This window comes from Curtobacterium herbarum (genome assembly GCF_016907335.1).
Lineage (GTDB): Bacteria > Actinomycetota > Actinomycetes > Actinomycetales > Microbacteriaceae > Curtobacterium > Curtobacterium herbarum.
On record NZ_JAFBBT010000001.1, the window covers coordinates 996,439 to 1,010,435 of the forward strand.

Annotated in this window: 17 protein-coding genes; 11 read left to right on the forward strand and 6 right to left on the reverse strand. The window is 72.9% G+C overall.

The annotated features are described in order from the left end of the window. The first annotated feature begins 32 nt into the window (after window positions 1-32). Genes JOD51_RS04855 through JOD51_RS04865 form a run of 3 tightly spaced genes read left to right on the forward strand, consistent with a single transcriptional unit; the run spans window position 33 to window position 3,507 of the window. The gene (locus JOD51_RS04855; protein WP_239539775.1) at window positions 33-1,301 is read left to right on the forward strand and encodes a pyridoxal-phosphate-dependent aminotransferase family protein; all 1,269 of its coding nucleotides are present in this window, start codon (window positions 33-35) and stop codon (window positions 1,299-1,301) included. Further along, a complete protein-coding gene (locus JOD51_RS04860; RefSeq protein ID WP_259558831.1) occupies window positions 1,298-2,683 on the forward strand; it encodes an allantoate amidohydrolase in 1,386 nt (461 codons plus the stop codon). Before JOD51_RS04855 ends, JOD51_RS04860 begins: the two co-directional genes overlap by 4 nt. Next, window positions 2,680-3,507, forward strand: a complete 828-nt coding sequence (locus JOD51_RS04865; protein ID WP_204607270.1) for a MurR/RpiR family transcriptional regulator — start codon at window positions 2,680-2,682, stop codon at window positions 3,505-3,507. The genes JOD51_RS04860 and JOD51_RS04865 overlap by 4 nt, the downstream gene beginning before the upstream one ends. Here the strand turns inward: JOD51_RS04865 and JOD51_RS04870 are convergent. After that, window positions 3,474-4,001, reverse strand: a complete 528-nt coding sequence (locus JOD51_RS04870; protein ID WP_204607271.1) for an SRPBCC family protein — start codon at window positions 3,999-4,001, stop codon at window positions 3,474-3,476. The two genes, JOD51_RS04865 and JOD51_RS04870, sit on opposite strands and share 34 nt — an antisense overlap. 36 nt (window positions 4,002-4,037) lie before the next feature. Between JOD51_RS04870 and JOD51_RS04875 the strand changes: the two genes are divergently transcribed. The 4 genes from JOD51_RS04875 (at window position 4,038) to epsC (ending at window position 7,970) form a co-directional block, all read left to right on the forward strand. After that, on the forward strand, window positions 4,038-5,147 hold the full coding sequence (locus JOD51_RS04875) for a YeiH family protein (protein WP_204607272.1): 1,110 nt from the start codon (window positions 4,038-4,040) through the stop codon (window positions 5,145-5,147). A gap of 50 nt (window positions 5,148-5,197) precedes the next feature. Then, a complete protein-coding gene (locus JOD51_RS04880; RefSeq protein WP_204607273.1) occupies window positions 5,198-6,235 on the forward strand; it encodes a dipeptidase in 1,038 nt (345 codons plus the stop codon). A 215-nt stretch (window positions 6,236-6,450) separates the two neighbouring features. Further along, complete coding sequence (gene cysK, locus JOD51_RS04885) at window positions 6,451-7,389, forward strand: cysteine synthase A (RefSeq protein ID WP_204607274.1); 939 nt, start codon at window positions 6,451-6,453, stop codon at window positions 7,387-7,389. Next, a complete protein-coding gene (epsC, locus tag JOD51_RS04890) occupies window positions 7,386-7,970 on the forward strand; it encodes a serine O-acetyltransferase EpsC (protein WP_307839398.1) in 585 nt (194 codons plus the stop codon). Before cysK ends, epsC begins: the two co-directional genes overlap by 4 nt. Window positions 7,971-8,004: 34 nt before the next feature. On the opposite strand, the gene JOD51_RS04895 is transcribed toward epsC, so the two are convergent. After that, a complete protein-coding gene (locus JOD51_RS04895) occupies window positions 8,005-8,304 on the reverse strand; it encodes an excalibur calcium-binding domain-containing protein (RefSeq protein WP_204607275.1) in 300 nt (99 codons plus the stop codon). A 125-nt stretch (window positions 8,305-8,429) separates the two neighbouring features. Between JOD51_RS04895 and JOD51_RS04900 the strand changes: the two genes are divergently transcribed. Continuing rightward, complete coding sequence (locus JOD51_RS04900; protein WP_204607276.1) at window positions 8,430-8,813, forward strand: MmcQ/YjbR family DNA-binding protein; 384 nt, start codon at window positions 8,430-8,432, stop codon at window positions 8,811-8,813. 43 nt (window positions 8,814-8,856) lie between these two features. Here the strand turns inward: JOD51_RS04900 and JOD51_RS04905 are convergent, their stop codons facing one another. After that, complete coding sequence (locus tag JOD51_RS04905) at window positions 8,857-9,492, reverse strand: MOSC domain-containing protein (protein ID WP_204607277.1); 636 nt, start codon at window positions 9,490-9,492, stop codon at window positions 8,857-8,859. A 153-nt stretch (window positions 9,493-9,645) separates the two neighbouring features. Here JOD51_RS04905 and JOD51_RS04910 point away from each other — a divergent pair, with 153 nt between their 5' ends. The 3 genes from JOD51_RS04910 to JOD51_RS04920 are packed head-to-tail and all read left to right on the forward strand — an operon-like array spanning window position 9,646 to window position 11,293. Continuing rightward, the gene (locus JOD51_RS04910; RefSeq protein ID WP_259558839.1) at window positions 9,646-10,212 is read left to right on the forward strand and encodes an RNA polymerase sigma factor; all 567 of its coding nucleotides are present in this window, start codon (window positions 9,646-9,648) and stop codon (window positions 10,210-10,212) included. Further along, a complete protein-coding gene (locus tag JOD51_RS04915) occupies window positions 10,209-10,937 on the forward strand; it encodes an Asp23/Gls24 family envelope stress response protein (protein ID WP_204607278.1) in 729 nt (242 codons plus the stop codon). Before JOD51_RS04910 ends, JOD51_RS04915 begins: the two co-directional genes overlap by 4 nt. After that, window positions 10,934-11,293, forward strand: a complete 360-nt coding sequence (locus JOD51_RS04920) for a hypothetical protein (protein WP_204607279.1) — start codon at window positions 10,934-10,936, stop codon at window positions 11,291-11,293. Before JOD51_RS04915 ends, JOD51_RS04920 begins: the two co-directional genes overlap by 4 nt. Before the next feature lie 105 nt (window positions 11,294-11,398). Here the strand turns inward: JOD51_RS04920 and JOD51_RS04925 are convergent, their stop codons facing one another. From JOD51_RS04925 to JOD51_RS04935, 3 genes are all read right to left on the reverse strand, one after another. Continuing rightward, entirely contained in the window at window positions 11,399-12,283 is an 885-nt protein-coding gene (locus tag JOD51_RS04925; RefSeq protein WP_239539776.1) for an aggregation-promoting factor C-terminal-like domain-containing protein, read from the reverse strand. A gap of 365 nt (window positions 12,284-12,648) precedes the next feature. Continuing rightward, complete coding sequence (locus tag JOD51_RS04930; protein ID WP_204607280.1) at window positions 12,649-13,104, reverse strand: MarR family winged helix-turn-helix transcriptional regulator; 456 nt, start codon at window positions 13,102-13,104, stop codon at window positions 12,649-12,651. A 188-nt stretch (window positions 13,105-13,292) separates the two neighbouring features. Then, window positions 13,293-13,943, reverse strand: coding sequence for a GntR family transcriptional regulator (locus JOD51_RS04935; RefSeq protein ID WP_204607281.1), 651 nt, complete (start codon window positions 13,941-13,943; stop codon window positions 13,293-13,295). Between the last annotated feature and the right edge of the window lie 54 nt (window positions 13,944-13,997).

Consider the following 13,997-nt stretch of genomic DNA (forward strand, 5'->3'; position numbering starts at 1 on the left):
GTACTCTCGTTCATGGAACGGAAGGATCAACCATGCACCCCGTGAACCCACCCGCACGTCTCCTGATGGGCCCCGGCCCGATCGACGCCGACCCCCGCGTCCTCCGCGCGCTCTCGACCCCGCTGGTCGGGCAGTACGACCCGTGGATGACCGAGACGATGAACCAGACGCAGGAGCTGTACCGCCGGGTCTTCGGCACCCGGAACGAGGCCACCGTCCTCGTCGACGGCACCTCCCGGGCCGGCATCGAAGCCGCCCTCGTCTCGTTGCTCGCCCCCGGGGACAGCGTCCTCGTCCCGGTGTTCGGCCGGTTCGGGCACCTGCTCGCCGAGATCGCTGGTCGGGCCGGCGCGACCGTGCACACGATCGAGACCGAGTGGGGGCAGGTGTTCCCGACCTCGGTGATCGAGGACGCGATCACCCGGGTCGAGCCGAAGCTCCTGGCCGTCGTGCAGGGCGACACCTCGACGACGATGAACCAGCCGCTCGACGAACTCGGGGCGATCTGCGAACGGCACGGCGTGCTGCTCTACACGGACGTCACGGCCTCCGTCGGCGGGAATCCGCTCGAGGTCGACGCCTGGGGTATCGACGCCGTCAGTGCCGGACTGCAGAAGTGCTTGGGCGGCCCCTCCGGCAGCGCACCCCTGTCGCTCTCGCCCCGAGCGGTGGCCGTGCTCGACGGCCGTCGGAGTGTCGAGGCCGGCATCCGCGAACCGGGTGACGACGTGTCCGACCACCCGATCCAGTCGAACTACCTCGACCTGGCGATGATCATCGACTACTGGGGACCTCGCCGCCTCAACCACCACACCGAGGCCGCATCGATGCTCTACGCCGCGAACGAGTGCGCCCGGATCCTGCTCGAGGAGGGCCGTGACGCCGTGGTCGAGCGGCACGCCCTCGCCGGCCGCGCGATGCTCGAGGGGGTCCGCGGCCTCGGGCTCACCGTGTTCGGGGACGTCGGCCACAAGATGCACAACGTCGTCGCCGTCGAGATCCCCGACGAGGTCCAGGGTGACGCGGTCCGCTCCGCGATGCTCGAGGACCACGGGATCGAGATCGGCACCTCGTTCGGCCCCCTGCACGGACGGGTGTGGCGGATCGGCACGATGGGCTACAACGCCCGCAAGGACACCGTCGTGAGGACCCTGTCCGCCCTCGAACAGTGCCTCCGTCGGGGCGGCAAGTCGGTGCCGCAGGGCGGCGGGGTCGACGCAGCCCTCGACGTCTACGCCGGGCGCGGTGCGGAGCTCGACGCCGCGGTCGACACCGAGGTCGGCGCCGGAGCGCTCGCGTGAGTGCGGCCGTGCCGGCCCCCGTCGCCAGCCCGGCGGCGCGTGCTGCCGCCGACCGCATCGTCGCCCGCTGCGACGAACTCGCCGCCATCAGCGAGACCGCGGGCCACATCACCCGCGTCTACCTGTCCCCGGAGCACGCCCGGGCCAACGCCGTGGTCCGCACCTGGATGCAGGACGCCGGACTCGACACCTGGCAGGACGCCGCCGGCAACCTCCACGGCCGGACGACTCCGAGCACACCCGACGCCCCCGTCCTGCTGCTCGGGTCGCACCTCGACACCGTCGTCGACGCCGGCCGGTACGACGGCATCGTCGGGGTCCTCATGGCGATCGAGGTCGTCGCGCACCTGCAGCAGGAGCACGCCGACCTGCCGTTCGCGCTCGAGGTCGTCGCGTTCTCCGACGAGGAGGGCACCCGGTTCGGCAAGGCACTGCTCGGCTCCTCCGCGGTCGCCGGGGTCTGGGACGAGTCGTGGTGGGACCTCCGCGACGGCGACGGCACCAGCCTCCGCGCCGCCTTCGAGTCCTTCGGGCTGGACCCGGCCGAGGTCGGGCAGGCTGCCGTCGACCCCGCGTCGCTCGTCGGCTACCTCGAGGCGCACATCGAGCAGGGGCCGTACCTGGAGCAGGCCGACCAGGCGCTCGGTGTCGTCACCAGCATCGCGAGCGCCCGCCGGTTCACCGTGCGCGCGGTCGGCGAAGCCCGGCACGCCGGCGGCACCCCGTACGAACGGCGCCACGACGCCCTGCTCGCCGCCGCCGAGGCCGCGCTGGCCGTCGAGCGGATCTGCCGGACGGAGCAGCACATCGGCACGGTCGGCACGATGGCCGTCGAACCCGGCGCGGTCAACGTCGTCCCCGGCCTGGCCACGTTCGCGGTCGACCTGCGCGGAGAGTTCGACGACGGCCGCGACCGGGTCTGGGACGAGATCGCTGAGGCGTTCCGCGAGATCGGTGCGCGCCGCGGCGTCGACGTCACCCCGACCGAGGTGCACCGGGCGCCCGCGGTGTTCTGCGCCCCGCACCTGATGGACGCCGTCCGCACGGGCATCGTCAGCACCGGCGAACCGGAACCGCTCGAGCTGTTCTCACGAGCCGGGCACGACGCGATGTCGCTCGGCCTGGTCACCGACGTCGCGATGCTGTTCCTCCGCAACCCGGACGGCATCAGCCACCATCCCGACGAGTTCGTCTCCGCAGCGGACGTCGCCCTCGGCCTCGACGCACTCGCCGGAGCGGTCGCGCACCTCGCCGCTGAGCGCCCCGCCACCGCGCACCTGCCCACCGGGCACCTCCCCGCCGGCCCCGGTGCCCGCACGAGCGACACCGCCACGGCGGGGCTCGGGACGGTCCACCCGACGACGACCGGGGTCGACGCATGAGCACCCCCGACGTCCGCGGACGCATCGACGCGGTCTGGGAGCGCCTGTCACCCGCCGAACGCCGGGTCGCCGCGATGATCCGGCACGACCCGGAACTGCTGCTCGTCGGCACCTCGGCGCAGCTCGCCACCGAGTCCGGCACCTCGAAGGCGACGGTCTCGCGACTCGTTCGCTCTCTCGGGTTCCAGGACGCCGCCGAGGTCCGGCAGAACCTCATGTCCGCCCGGGGGACCGGTCTGCCGTGGGCTGCCGAGGACGCCGCCCACGTCGACCAGCGTGCCGTGGAGGCGCGGAACCTCGATGCGGCGTTCGCCTCGCTCGCCCGTGCCGACCGGCCACGCCTCGCCCGGCGGATCGTCCGTGCACGGCGGGTCCTGGTCTTCGGCGAGCGCGGCGCCTACCCGATCGCGCTGCAGCTCCGTGCCCAGCTCGCGCAGGTGCGTCCGGACGTCCGGGTCGGGCCGGCACCGGGCCAGCGTCTGGGGGAGGAGGTCGCCGACCTCGACCGCCGGGACCTCGTGGTCATCGTCACCGTCCGCCGGCACGCCGCCGGGGTCGACCGTGTCGTCCGGCACTGCGTCGGGACCGGCGCGGACGTCGTCGTGATCGGGGACCCGACCGCCGCCGTCATCGCGGCGCCGGCGACCACCGCGGTGCTCTGCCCGGTCGACTCACCGTCGGCGTTCGACTCGTTGGCGGCGTTGTTCGCGGTCGTCGCGGCGATCACGAACGACGTGTACGAGGCCTCCGGGCCGTCGGGTCGCACCCGGGTGGAGGCCGTGGCCAGCGCCTACGACACGCTCGGCGAACTCGCCGGCCCCTGACCGGTGGCGCCTGTCCCTGTCCCTGTCCCCGTCCCCGTCCGCGGACCCGCGAGCTCGGCGGCGAGCAAGCGGTTCCGCTCGCGGATCAACCGCATCAGGTACCGCCGCAGCACCAGCCCCTCGGCGATGCGTCCGAGCACCCCGAACGGTGCCCGGAACGTGATCTCGTCGACCATGCGGGTGCCGGTCGGTGTCGCCTCGAACCGGTGGTGGTGCCGGAACCGGGCGAACGGCCCACGCACCTGTTCGTCGACGAACGCGTGGGGAGCCTCCAGCGCGGTGATCTCGTTCGTCATCCGCCAGACGATCCCGAAGTGGCGGGCACGCCAGGTGACGCTCTCGCCGATCCCGATCAGCCCGTCCGTCGTGCCGGCGATCGCCTGTTCGCCGGTCGCCGCCATCGACCGCAGGTGCGCGCCGATGTCCAGCGACAGGGCGAACGCCCGCTCGGGCGGCACGGGCAGGTCGGTCACGATCCGGAAAGCAGCGCTCACCCCTCGATCCTGGTGCACGGACGGCAGGATGGTCACGTGACCGACGCCGCCCCGACCCCGCTCGACCGTGCCGGGAGGCTCGTCCCCGGTCTCGCGCTCGCCACCGGCATCGCCGTGGTCGCGACCGTCATCGGGCGGTTCCTGCCGGTCGTCGGAGCGCCGGTCAGCGGCGTCGTGATCGGGGCGGTCCTCGGCACCGTGCGGCGTCCGGGACCGCTGTTCCGGCCGGGCATCACGACGGCGAGCAAGACCGTGCTGCAGGTCGCCGTGGTCCTGCTCGGGGCGCAGCTGTCGCTCCTGCAGGTCGCCCGCGTCGGGGTGCAGTCGCTGCCGGTGATGCTCGGCACCCTCGTCGTCTGCCTGCTCGCAGCGTGGGGGATCGGCCGGGCCCTCGGCGTGGTCGGGAACCTGCGGACCCTGATCGGTGTCGGGACGGGGATCTGCGGCGCGTCGGCGATCGCTGCCGTCACCCCGGTGATCGGCGCCGTGTCGATCGAGGTCGCGTACGCGGTGTCGACGATCTTCCTGTTCAACGTGGCCGCGGTCGTCGTCTTCCCCGTGGTCGGGCACGCCCTCGGCATGAGTCAGCACGCGTTCGGGCTGTTCGCGGGCACGGCGGTGAACGACACCTCCTCGGTCGTCGCCGCAGCGAGCACGTACGGTCCGGGTGCGGCGGACTTCGCGGTCGTCGTGAAGCTCGTCCGGACGCTCATGATCATCCCGGTGGTCCTCGGCCTCGCGTGGCTGGTCGGACGTCGGGCGGAGAAGACGGCAGGGGCGCGTACCGGAGACGGGTCGGCGGCCGGAGGCGTGGCACTGGACGGGTCGGCGATCGAGCCCACGGCCGTGCCGCCTCGCGGGAAGTGGTCCCCGCGCCGCGTGTTCCGGCTCGTGCCGTGGTTCCTCATCGGCTTCGTGCTGGTGGCCGCCGTGAACTCCACCGGCGTCATCCCGGGGCCGGTGCACCCGGCGATCGCCACGGTCGCCGCGTTCCTGATCACCGTGGCCCTGAGCGCCATCGGCCTGTCCACGGACGTCGCCGGGTTCCGCCGCGCCGGGTTCCGGCCGCTGGTGCTCGGCGGGGCGCTCTGGATCGTGGTGTCCGTGTCGAGCCTCGGACTGCAGGCCCTCACCGGCAGCATCTGAGCGCCCGGCACGGCGCCGCCCGGCACGGCCCCGCCCGGTACGGTCGGGGCATGGACCTCGACGCCCTCGCCTTCCCCGTCATCGACGGCCACAACGACCTGCCGTGGGAGCGTCGCGAGACGCACGGGTCCGGCGTCGAGGGCATCGACTCCGAGACCGACTCCCTGCACACCGACCTGCCGAAGCTCCGCGCCGGCGGGGTCGTCGGGCAGTTCTGGTCGGTGTTCGTGCCGGTCGAGGAACCCGACCCGGTGCGGACGACGCTGCAGCAGATCGACCTCGCCCACCGCATCGTCGAGCGGTACCCGGACGACCTGGCGCTCGCGCGGACCGCCGCCGAGGTGCGTGCCGCGGTCGGCTCGGGCCGGATCGCCTCGCTGCTCGGCGCCGAGGGCGGGCACTCGATCGGCGACGACCTGGCCGTCCTCCGCGTCTTCGCCCGGCTCGGCGTCCGCTACATGACGCTGACGCACAACGACGACACCCCCTGGGCGGACTCGGCCACCGGTGCCCGGGCGCACGGCGGCCTGTCCGACCGGGGTCGCGAGGTCGTCGCCGAGATGGAACGGATCGGCATGCTCGTCGACCTGTCCCACACGGCACCGGCCACCATGCGGGACACCCTGGACGTCGCGACCCGGCCGGTCGTCTTCAGCCACTCGTCGACCGTCGCGATCGACGACCACCCGCGGAACGTCCCGGACGACGTGCTCGCGCGTCTCGCCGACAACGGCGGCGTGGTCATGATCACGTTCGTGCCGAAGTTCGTCTCCCGGGCCTGGGCCGACTGGGAAGAGGGCGGCGCGACCGGGGAGCCGCCCCTCGTCACGGTGTCCGACGTCGCCGACCACGTCGAGCACGCCCGCGACCTCGCGGGTGCGGCGCACATCGGCCTCGGTGGGGACTACGACGGCACGCCGGTGCTGCCGCCGGACCTGCGCGACGTCTCGCGGTACCCGGTGCTCGCCGAGGAACTCCGCCGCCGCGGCTGGGGGGACGCGGACCTGCGCGCGCTGGCCGGCGGCAACGTGCTCCGTGTGCTCGAGGCCACCGACGACCGGTTCGCCCGCACCGCCCTGGTCCACTGACCCCAGCTCAGCCCAGCCCAGCCCAGCCCAGCCCAGCTCAGCCCAGCTCAGCCCAGCTCAGCCCAGCTCAGCCCAGCTCAGCCCAGCTCAGCCCGACACGGCCCGGACGCCGCCGGCGTCACACCGGGGAGACACCCCGTGACGGATCGCTAGGATCGGCCGCACACCGAGCCTCCTGGGATGGAGGCCGTGGGACCGACGTGAGGACGCAACGCATGACCGGCACCATCTACGACAACATCTCCCAGGCCTTCGGCAACACCCCGCTCGTGCGGCTGAACCGACTGCCCCAGGAGGGCGGGGCCGAGATCCTCGCCAAGCTCGAGTTCTACAACCCGGGCGCCAGCGTCAAGGACCGTCTCGGCGTCGCGATCATCGACGCGGCCGAGGAGTCCGGTGACCTGGAGCCCGGCGGCACGATCGTCGAGGGCTCGTCCGGCAACACGGGCATCGCCCTCGCCATGGTCGGCGCCGCCCGCGGCTACGACGTCATCGTGACGATGCCCGAGACCATGAGTGTCGAGCGTCGAGCCGTCATGCGCGCCTACGGTGCCGAGATCGTCCTGACCCCCGGCTCCGAGGGCATGAAGGGCGCGGTCTCCCGCGCGGCCCAGATCGTGGACGAGACGCCGGGCGCGATCCTCGCCCACCAGTTCGAGACGGCGGCGAACGCCGCGATCCACCGCAAGACGACGGCGCAGGAGATCCTCCGCGACACCGAGGAGCACGTTGACGTGTTCATCGCCGGCGTCGGTACCGGCGGCACCATCACCGGCGTCGGTCAGGTGCTCAAGGAGCGCGTGCCCGGGGTCCAGATCATCGCCGTCGAGCCGGCCGACTCGCCCCTCCTCACCAAGGGCACCGCCGGCCCGCACAAGATCGCCGGCATCGGGGCGAACTTCATCCCCGAGGTCCTCGACCGCTCCGTCATCGACGAGGTCATCGACGTCGAACTCGACGACGCCCTGCGAGTGGCGCGGGCGTTGGCGACCGAGGAAGGCATCCTGTCCGGCATCTCGTCGGGCGCGATCATCCACGCGGCGCTGCAGGTCGCGGCCCGTCCGGAGAACGCCGGCAAGCGCATCGTCGCGATCGTCTGCGACACCGGCGAGCGGTACCTGTCGACCGTGCTCTACGAGGGGCTCACTGCGTGAGGAAGGCTCCACGTCGCGGCGTGCTGCGGACCGTCCGGGAGGACCTCGCCGCCGCTCGCCGCGGAGACCCCGCCGCGCGCGGGGACCTCGAGAACGCGATCGTGTACTCGGGGCTGCACGCGATCTGGGCGTACCGCATCACGCACCGGCTCTGGATCGCCGAGGGGCTACCGGGCGCACGGACGGTGGCGCGGATCCTCGCGCAGGTCACGCGGACCCTGACGGGCATCGAGATCCACCCCGGCGCCCGCATCGGCCGCCGGTTCTTCATCGACCACGGCATCGGTGTCGTGATCGGCGAGACGGCGGTCGTCGGTGACGACGTCCTCGTCTTCCACGGCGTGACCCTGGGGGGTCGGGGTGGAGGCCCGGGGCCGGGTTCCCGGCGTCACCCGACCGTGGGCGACCGGGTCGTCCTGGGCGCCGGTTCGGCGCTGATCGGCGGCATCACGGTCGGCGACGACGCCGTCATCGGTGCGGGGACCGTCGTCACGAAGGACGTGCCGGCGCACTCGGTCGTGACCGGGGTCGCCGGCACCGCGCGGCCGCGGTCCGGGCGCGAGGGCGTGCCGGAACTCTGAAGCGGAGCGCCCCGGTGTCCCGGGGAGGGCAGCGTCAGCTCTTCTCGCAGGCGATCCCGTCGGCGTCGCGGTCCATCTTCTTGTTCGCGTTGTAGAGGGCGTCGTCCTTCTTCACGGTGCCCTTGAGCGCGCGGGAGGTGGTCTTCCCGGCGGAGGTCACCTTGTTCTTCGTGACGGACTTCTTCGCGATGCCGCCCGAGTAGACCTTGTTGACGGCGGTGCAGTTGGCGTAGGTCTTCGGCGCGGCGGAGGCGCTCGTGGCGGTGCCGGCGACACCGCCGATGGTCAGTGCGAGCGTGACGGCGGCGATGCCGAGGGTGCGGGCGGTCTGCACGGGTTCCTCCTGGAGGGGTGGTCGCCGACGTCGGGTACGCGGCACGACGAGGCTACTGCCGTTCTGTGAGAGAACTTCACCCCCACAACGAGGCGGGAGACGGTGGCATCGGGCATCCTGGGAGCATGGACGGGAGCACGCTGCACGCGGTCGTCGCCAGGACCGCGATGGCGCTGCCGGCGGTGACCGCGACGCAGCCGTTCGGCGAGGGCGCCGACGTCTACAAGGTGGTCGACAAGATGTTCGCGATGACCTCGGAACTGCGGGGTGTGGCGATCGTGAACCTCAAGTGCGCCCCACCGCACGGGGCCGCACTGGTGCGGGACTTCGCCGAGGTCACGCCCGGCTGGCACATGAACAAGCGGCACTGGATCACGCTGGCACCGGGCGAGGCGATCGACGAGCAGATGGTCGAGGACCTCGTCGCGAACGCCTGGGACCTCGTCGTCGCCGGCCTGCCGCGGGCTCGCCGGCCGTTCGACCCGGGCCGGGGCGCCGGACCGGCCTGATGCGCTGCATGACCTGGCGGGTGGCCAGGGCGAGGCCCTGCGGTCAGACGGCTGCGCGCCGGAGGGCGAGCTGGGCCTCCCGGACGACCTTCGGCGCGAGCCGGTCGCCCACGGCGAGCACCGCGGTCGCCTGTTCCGCCGTGAGCCCGGCGAACATCTGCCCGATCGTGACCCCGTGCTCGGGCCGCTCGAGCACCGTCACCGCGTCGCCGGCGGCGACGGGACCCGACCTGCGGACCCGGAGGTAGGCGCCGGGGCGGCCCTCCTCGGCGAAGCGCTTGACCCACTTGTCGACCTTCATGCGCCGCGCGAAGGTCCCGCACGGGATCCGGGGGATCGTGACCTCGAGCTCCAGGGTCTCGCCGATGCGCAGACGCTCCCCGATGACCAGGCCGGTGACGTCGACGCCGGTCGTCCGGAGGTTCTCACCGAAGAGTCCGGGCGGGATCGGCCGGTCCAGCTGCTCCGCGAAGTACGTGGCGTCCTCGTCGGCGTAGACGTAGACGGCCTGGTCCTCGCCGCCGTGGTGCTTGCGGTCGGCCTGCACGTCCGCGTGCAGGCCGAGCGGACGGACGCGGACGGGGCCGTCGACGGGGCGCTTGTCGATCGCGGTGATGCCGATCGTGCCGGAGTCACGGAGCAGCTGTTCGACGCGGCAGACGGCGGTGACGAGGGGCATGGGTCCACCCTGCCGTACCGCGGACCCGGTGCACACCTGGCAGTCACCTGGACGATCGCGGGACGGTGTGACGATCCTGGCTCGGAACACGTCACATCCGTGTCCGCACTCGACACGCGGGCCGATCCACCCCGGCACCAGTAGAAGGAAACCGTGCAACCGCTGCAACACCGGACGGAACTCGTCGACCTCGACGACGAGGTGCTCGCCGCCCGTGCCACCGACGGCGACGTCCGGGCGTTCGAGGTGCTCATCCGCCGGCACACGCCCCTGCTCCGCGCCTACGCCCGCCGGACCCTCGGCTCGACGGACGAGCTCGACGACGTGGTGCAGGAGACGTTCATCACGGCGTGGGAGCGCCTGGACGCGCTCGAGGACCGACGTCGCGTCAAGGCGTGGCTGATGCGGATCCTCAGCAGGAAGTGCCTGGACCGCATCCGGGCTCGGCGCGACCACGACGACGTCACCGAGCTCGAGGTGCCGGCACCGCCCGACGGCGCTCCCGAACGGGTCGCCGAGGCGCGGTCCCGTGAGGACGCCGTCGACCGGGCGTTGGCCGAGCTGCCGTCGGACCAACGGCGCTGCTGGGTGATGAAGGAAGTGCTGGAGTACCGGTACGAGGACATCGCCGAGGAGCTCGGCCTGCCGACCTCGACCGTCCGCGGGCTGCTGTCCCGTGCCCGGAAGAACATGATCAGACTCATGGAGGGATGGCGATGACCGCCGCACCCGGACCACACGAGCCCGACCTCGCCGCCCTCGAACCCGAGGACCTGGACGGCCACACGATCGACGAGCTCGCCGACTACCTCGACGCGGGCATGGTGCCCGCGGACCCGACGATCGACGACTCCCCGGCGTGCCAGAACGCCCTCGCCGCGATCATGCGCCTGCGGCACGCCTCGCTCGGGTCCCTGGACGAAGCGGCGAAGGCCGAGGCCCCCGCCGACGAGTCCTGGATCGGCGGGGTCCTGGCGAACATCTCGTTCGAGGTCCGCGCGGGCCGGGACATCCCGCTGCGTGCCGCGGCGCCGACGGAGCACCCGGTGATGACCGAGGGCGCCGTCCGATCGCTGGTGCGCCGTGCGGGTGACGAGGTGCCCGGCGTCGTGGTGTCCCGCTGCGTGCTCGACGGGGACGTCACCGAGCTTGCCTCGCCGGTGCGCGTGAGCGTCGAGATCGCGGTCGTCGCCGGCCACCGGATCGTGCCGACCGCCGACGCCGTCCGCCTGGCGGTGGAGGAGATCCTGGCCGCCCAGACGGACCTGACGGTCGAGGCCGTGGACGTGCTCGTGCGCGACCTCATCGCACCCCAGACCCAGACCGCGCACGGGGTCGCGACCGCGGACGGGGTCCCGACTGCCGACAGCACCGCGACCGCGGACGGGTCGGCGACCAGCGGCACCGGCACCGGCACCGGCACCGACGAGGAGGCAGCACGATGACCGACGACACCCTGGGCACCGAGCCGGCTCCGGAGCTCGCCTGGACCAACGACGCCCTGCTCGCCGTCGAGGCGGTCGTCCTCGACGTGCCGGGCGTCACCGACCTCTACCGCGGGCGCACGTCGGTCGGCAACGCGGTCGGGAGTGCGGTCGCCGCGGTCCGCCGACTCGGGTCGTCCGAGGCCGCACCGCGGATCGCGGTCGACGGCACGGCGCTCCGGATCGTCATCGGCACGGACGGTGCAGCGCCGGCACCGACGGTCGCGCACGCGGTGCACGACGCGGTGCTGGCAGCGGCACGGGCGTCCGGCCGGCAGCCGACGCGCATCGACGTCCGCGTCGCGCGCATCGGCTGACCGGGCCGGAGCTGACCGAGCCGGAGCGGGCCAGGCCGGAGCAGACCGAGCCGGAGCGGGCCAGGCCGGAGCAGACCACGCTGGACCGGACCGGACGGGCCCGGCTCAGTACCAGTTGACCGACTGCGAGTGCGACCACGCGCTGCACGGCGTGCCGTACGAGCCCTTGATGTACTGCAGACCCCAGGCGACCTGCGTGGCGGCGTTCGTCTGCCAGTCCGCGGCGATCGACGCCATCTTCGAGCCGGGCAGCGCCTGCGGGATGCCGGTCGCGCCGCCGTTCGGGTTGACCGCACGGTAGTTCCAGCCGGACTCCTTGGTCCACAGGCTGTCGAGGCACTGGAACTGGTCCGAGCCCCAGCCGTACTGCGACGACGCGAGCGCGGCAGCGGCGGCCTTGGCGCCGGCGGGGGTGTTCGCCCGCGCCTGGGCCTCGGCGGCTGCCTGCTCCGCCGCGGCATTCTCGGCGGCGGCCTTCGCGGCTGCGGCGGCGTCCTCGGCACGCTTCGCAGCGGCCTCGCGGGCGGCGGCTGCCTGGGCATCGGCGTGGTCCTGGTCGGCGCTCGCCTGGGCGACGTCCTGCACGGTGTCGACCGTCGAGGCGATCCGTTCGGTCAGGGCAGCGCCGGAGAGCGAGCTGTAGTCGGACAGCGACGCGATCCGCTGCTCGAGTCGCCCGGTGTCGGTCTTGTCGTTCGCGTCCCGGACCACGGTGCGGGCCGTCGAGAGCGTGGCGGCCGCCTGGGCCCGGTCGAGCTCGGTGCCGGACAGGCGGGGCGTGGCGGAGGCGCTGGGGACGCCGAGCGCCTCGCCGAGTGCGGGCTGCGTCATGGTGAGGGCACCGCCGGCGATGGCGACGACCGCTGCGCCGCCGGCGATCGCGATGCCGTGCTTGCGGAGGGTCCGGCGCATCCGTCGGGACGGGGTGTCGAGGGCTGCGCGGCGGGTGCCGGGAGCCGGGGTACTGGTGCGGGGAGTGGTTCTCGTCATCGTTTCCGGGTGTCAGCCGGCTCGTGGTGCGGGTCCGTCGGGGCGTCGAGGCACGACGGGCGCACGCGGGTGGTGCGCGCGCCGGTCACCGGTGTCTGTGGGCCGTCGGGGGACGGCCGGGACGCCGGGGTGGACAGCAGGGTGGGGGACCTGCGGTCGTCGCGTCGTCGCGTGGACCCGCGAGCCGGGGGAGGACCGGACGGTGATGTGGGGCCCGTCCGTTCCGCCTCGGTGCGGTGACGATCACGTCACTCGCGGGGGCGAAGCGGCAACGATGACCCGCGAGTCTGGGCGCCCCGTCAACAGACGCTCCCAGAACGGTCGGTCCACCGGGCGGTAACGGTTCGGTAACGACCCGCCCGGGATCAGCGCGCGGGCGTCGCCGGGGTCGTCGGACTCTGCGCGACCCGCTCCAGGGCGTCGAGTGCCCGGGCGATCGCGTCGACGTCATCGGGGGACAGGTCGGCGATGAGCTCGGCGACGATGCCGGTGCGCTGCGACCGGGCGGTGTCGACGGCGTCCATGCCCGCCTGGGTGGCGCTCACCATGAACGCCCGACCGTCCCGAGGGTCCGGATCGCGCGCGATGAACCCACGCTGCTCGAGCTCGATCAGGATGCGGGTCATCGTCGGTTTGGTGACGACCTCGATCCGCGACAGGTCGCCGGGGCGCAGGGGTCCGTGCTGGACGATGGACGCCAGCGCCGACACGATCCCGTAGCCGAGCGAGGCCGAGTCGGTCCGTGCTCGTCGGTTGATCCGGCCGACGGCCGCGGCGAGGCGCGCGGCGACCTCGGTGCGGTCCGGGTCGAGGTCGGTCATGGTCGCTCCGCGGGTGTCGTTCGGATGGGTCTGCACGATCGTATCGGTCGGCGAACGCACGCCGATCGGGGGACACCGAGTCCGCCACCGCGGGGGACGTCCTGGCCGGGGAACGCGGACCGCCCACCTCGATCGGCCGAGGTGGGCGGTTCCCTGTACGGATGTTCAGCAGGTTCCGGACGCGACGGTCAGCGCTTCTCCCCGGGGAGCATGTGGATCGCCTCGGTGGCCAGCTCGGCGGCGATGTTGTCGCCGTCCGCCGTCGCCGCGCGCAGGCGTCGGAAGTCCTCGGTCATCTGGTCCCAGTCGAGCAGTTCGTCCAGGTTCGGCAGCCGCAGCCGGAACGCCAGACCGTCCATCGTGTCCTGGCAGACCCGCTGCAGGTTCTCGTTCCCGCACTCGTCGACGTACAGCGCGAACACCCCGAGGGCGTCGCGGTTCACGGCCGGGACGTCGTGCGCCTCGAGCTCGGTGATCGTCTTGTCGAGCGCACTGAGGATCCGCTTCCGCGACGCCGTGCCGAGTCGGGGGACCGCCAGCCGGACGACCCCGCCGAAGAGCACACCGAGCGTCTGCATCGCCTCGATGACCTCGGTCGGGTCCGGCGTCGTGACCCGCGTGTACCGGTTCGGCGCCATCTCGATCAGGCCGGCGCGCGCGAGCTGGCTCAGCGCCTCGCGGATCGGCGTGCGGGACACCCCGAGCCACGCGATGAGCTCGTCGTCGTTGAGCCGCTCCCCGGGCTCGAGCGTGCCGTCCATGATCGCCTCGTGGATCTTCTGACGGACGGTGTCGCGGAGCAGCTTGTGCTCGGTCGGGGCGCTGCTGGGGACCGGCATGGGGGACCTTCCGGGTTCGGGACGGGTGCCCGCTCACCGTACCTGATGTGGTAC

Excerpts from the sequence above, each read along its gene's own strand:
- cysK (WP_204607274.1), top strand. The coding sequence starts at position 6,451 with ATGACCGGCACCATCTACGACAACATCTCCCAGGCCTTCGGCAACACC.
- JOD51_RS04900 (WP_204607276.1), top strand. The coding sequence starts at position 8,430 with ATGGACGGGAGCACGCTGCACGCGGTCGTCGCCAGGACCGCGATGGCG.
- JOD51_RS04920 (WP_204607279.1), top strand. The coding sequence starts at position 10,934 with ATGACCGACGACACCCTGGGCACCGAGCCGGCTCCGGAGCTCGCCTGG.
- JOD51_RS04930 (WP_204607280.1), bottom strand. The coding sequence starts at position 13,104 with ATGACCGACCTCGACCCGGACCGCACCGAGGTCGCCGCGCGCCTCGCC.
- JOD51_RS04935 (WP_204607281.1), bottom strand. The coding sequence starts at position 13,943 with ATGCCGGTCCCCAGCAGCGCCCCGACCGAGCACAAGCTGCTCCGCGAC.
- JOD51_RS04880 (WP_204607273.1), top strand. The coding sequence starts at position 5,198 with ATGGACCTCGACGCCCTCGCCTTCCCCGTCATCGACGGCCACAACGAC.
- JOD51_RS04905 (WP_204607277.1), bottom strand. The coding sequence starts at position 9,492 with ATGCCCCTCGTCACCGCCGTCTGCCGCGTCGAACAGCTGCTCCGTGAC.
- JOD51_RS04865 (WP_204607270.1), top strand. The coding sequence starts at position 2,680 with ATGAGCACCCCCGACGTCCGCGGACGCATCGACGCGGTCTGGGAGCGC.
- JOD51_RS04915 (WP_204607278.1), top strand. The coding sequence starts at position 10,209 with ATGACCGCCGCACCCGGACCACACGAGCCCGACCTCGCCGCCCTCGAA.
- JOD51_RS04925 (WP_239539776.1), bottom strand. The coding sequence starts at position 12,283 with ATGACGAGAACCACTCCCCGCACCAGTACCCCGGCTCCCGGCACCCGC.
- JOD51_RS04855 (WP_239539775.1), top strand. The coding sequence starts at position 33 with ATGCACCCCGTGAACCCACCCGCACGTCTCCTGATGGGCCCCGGCCCG.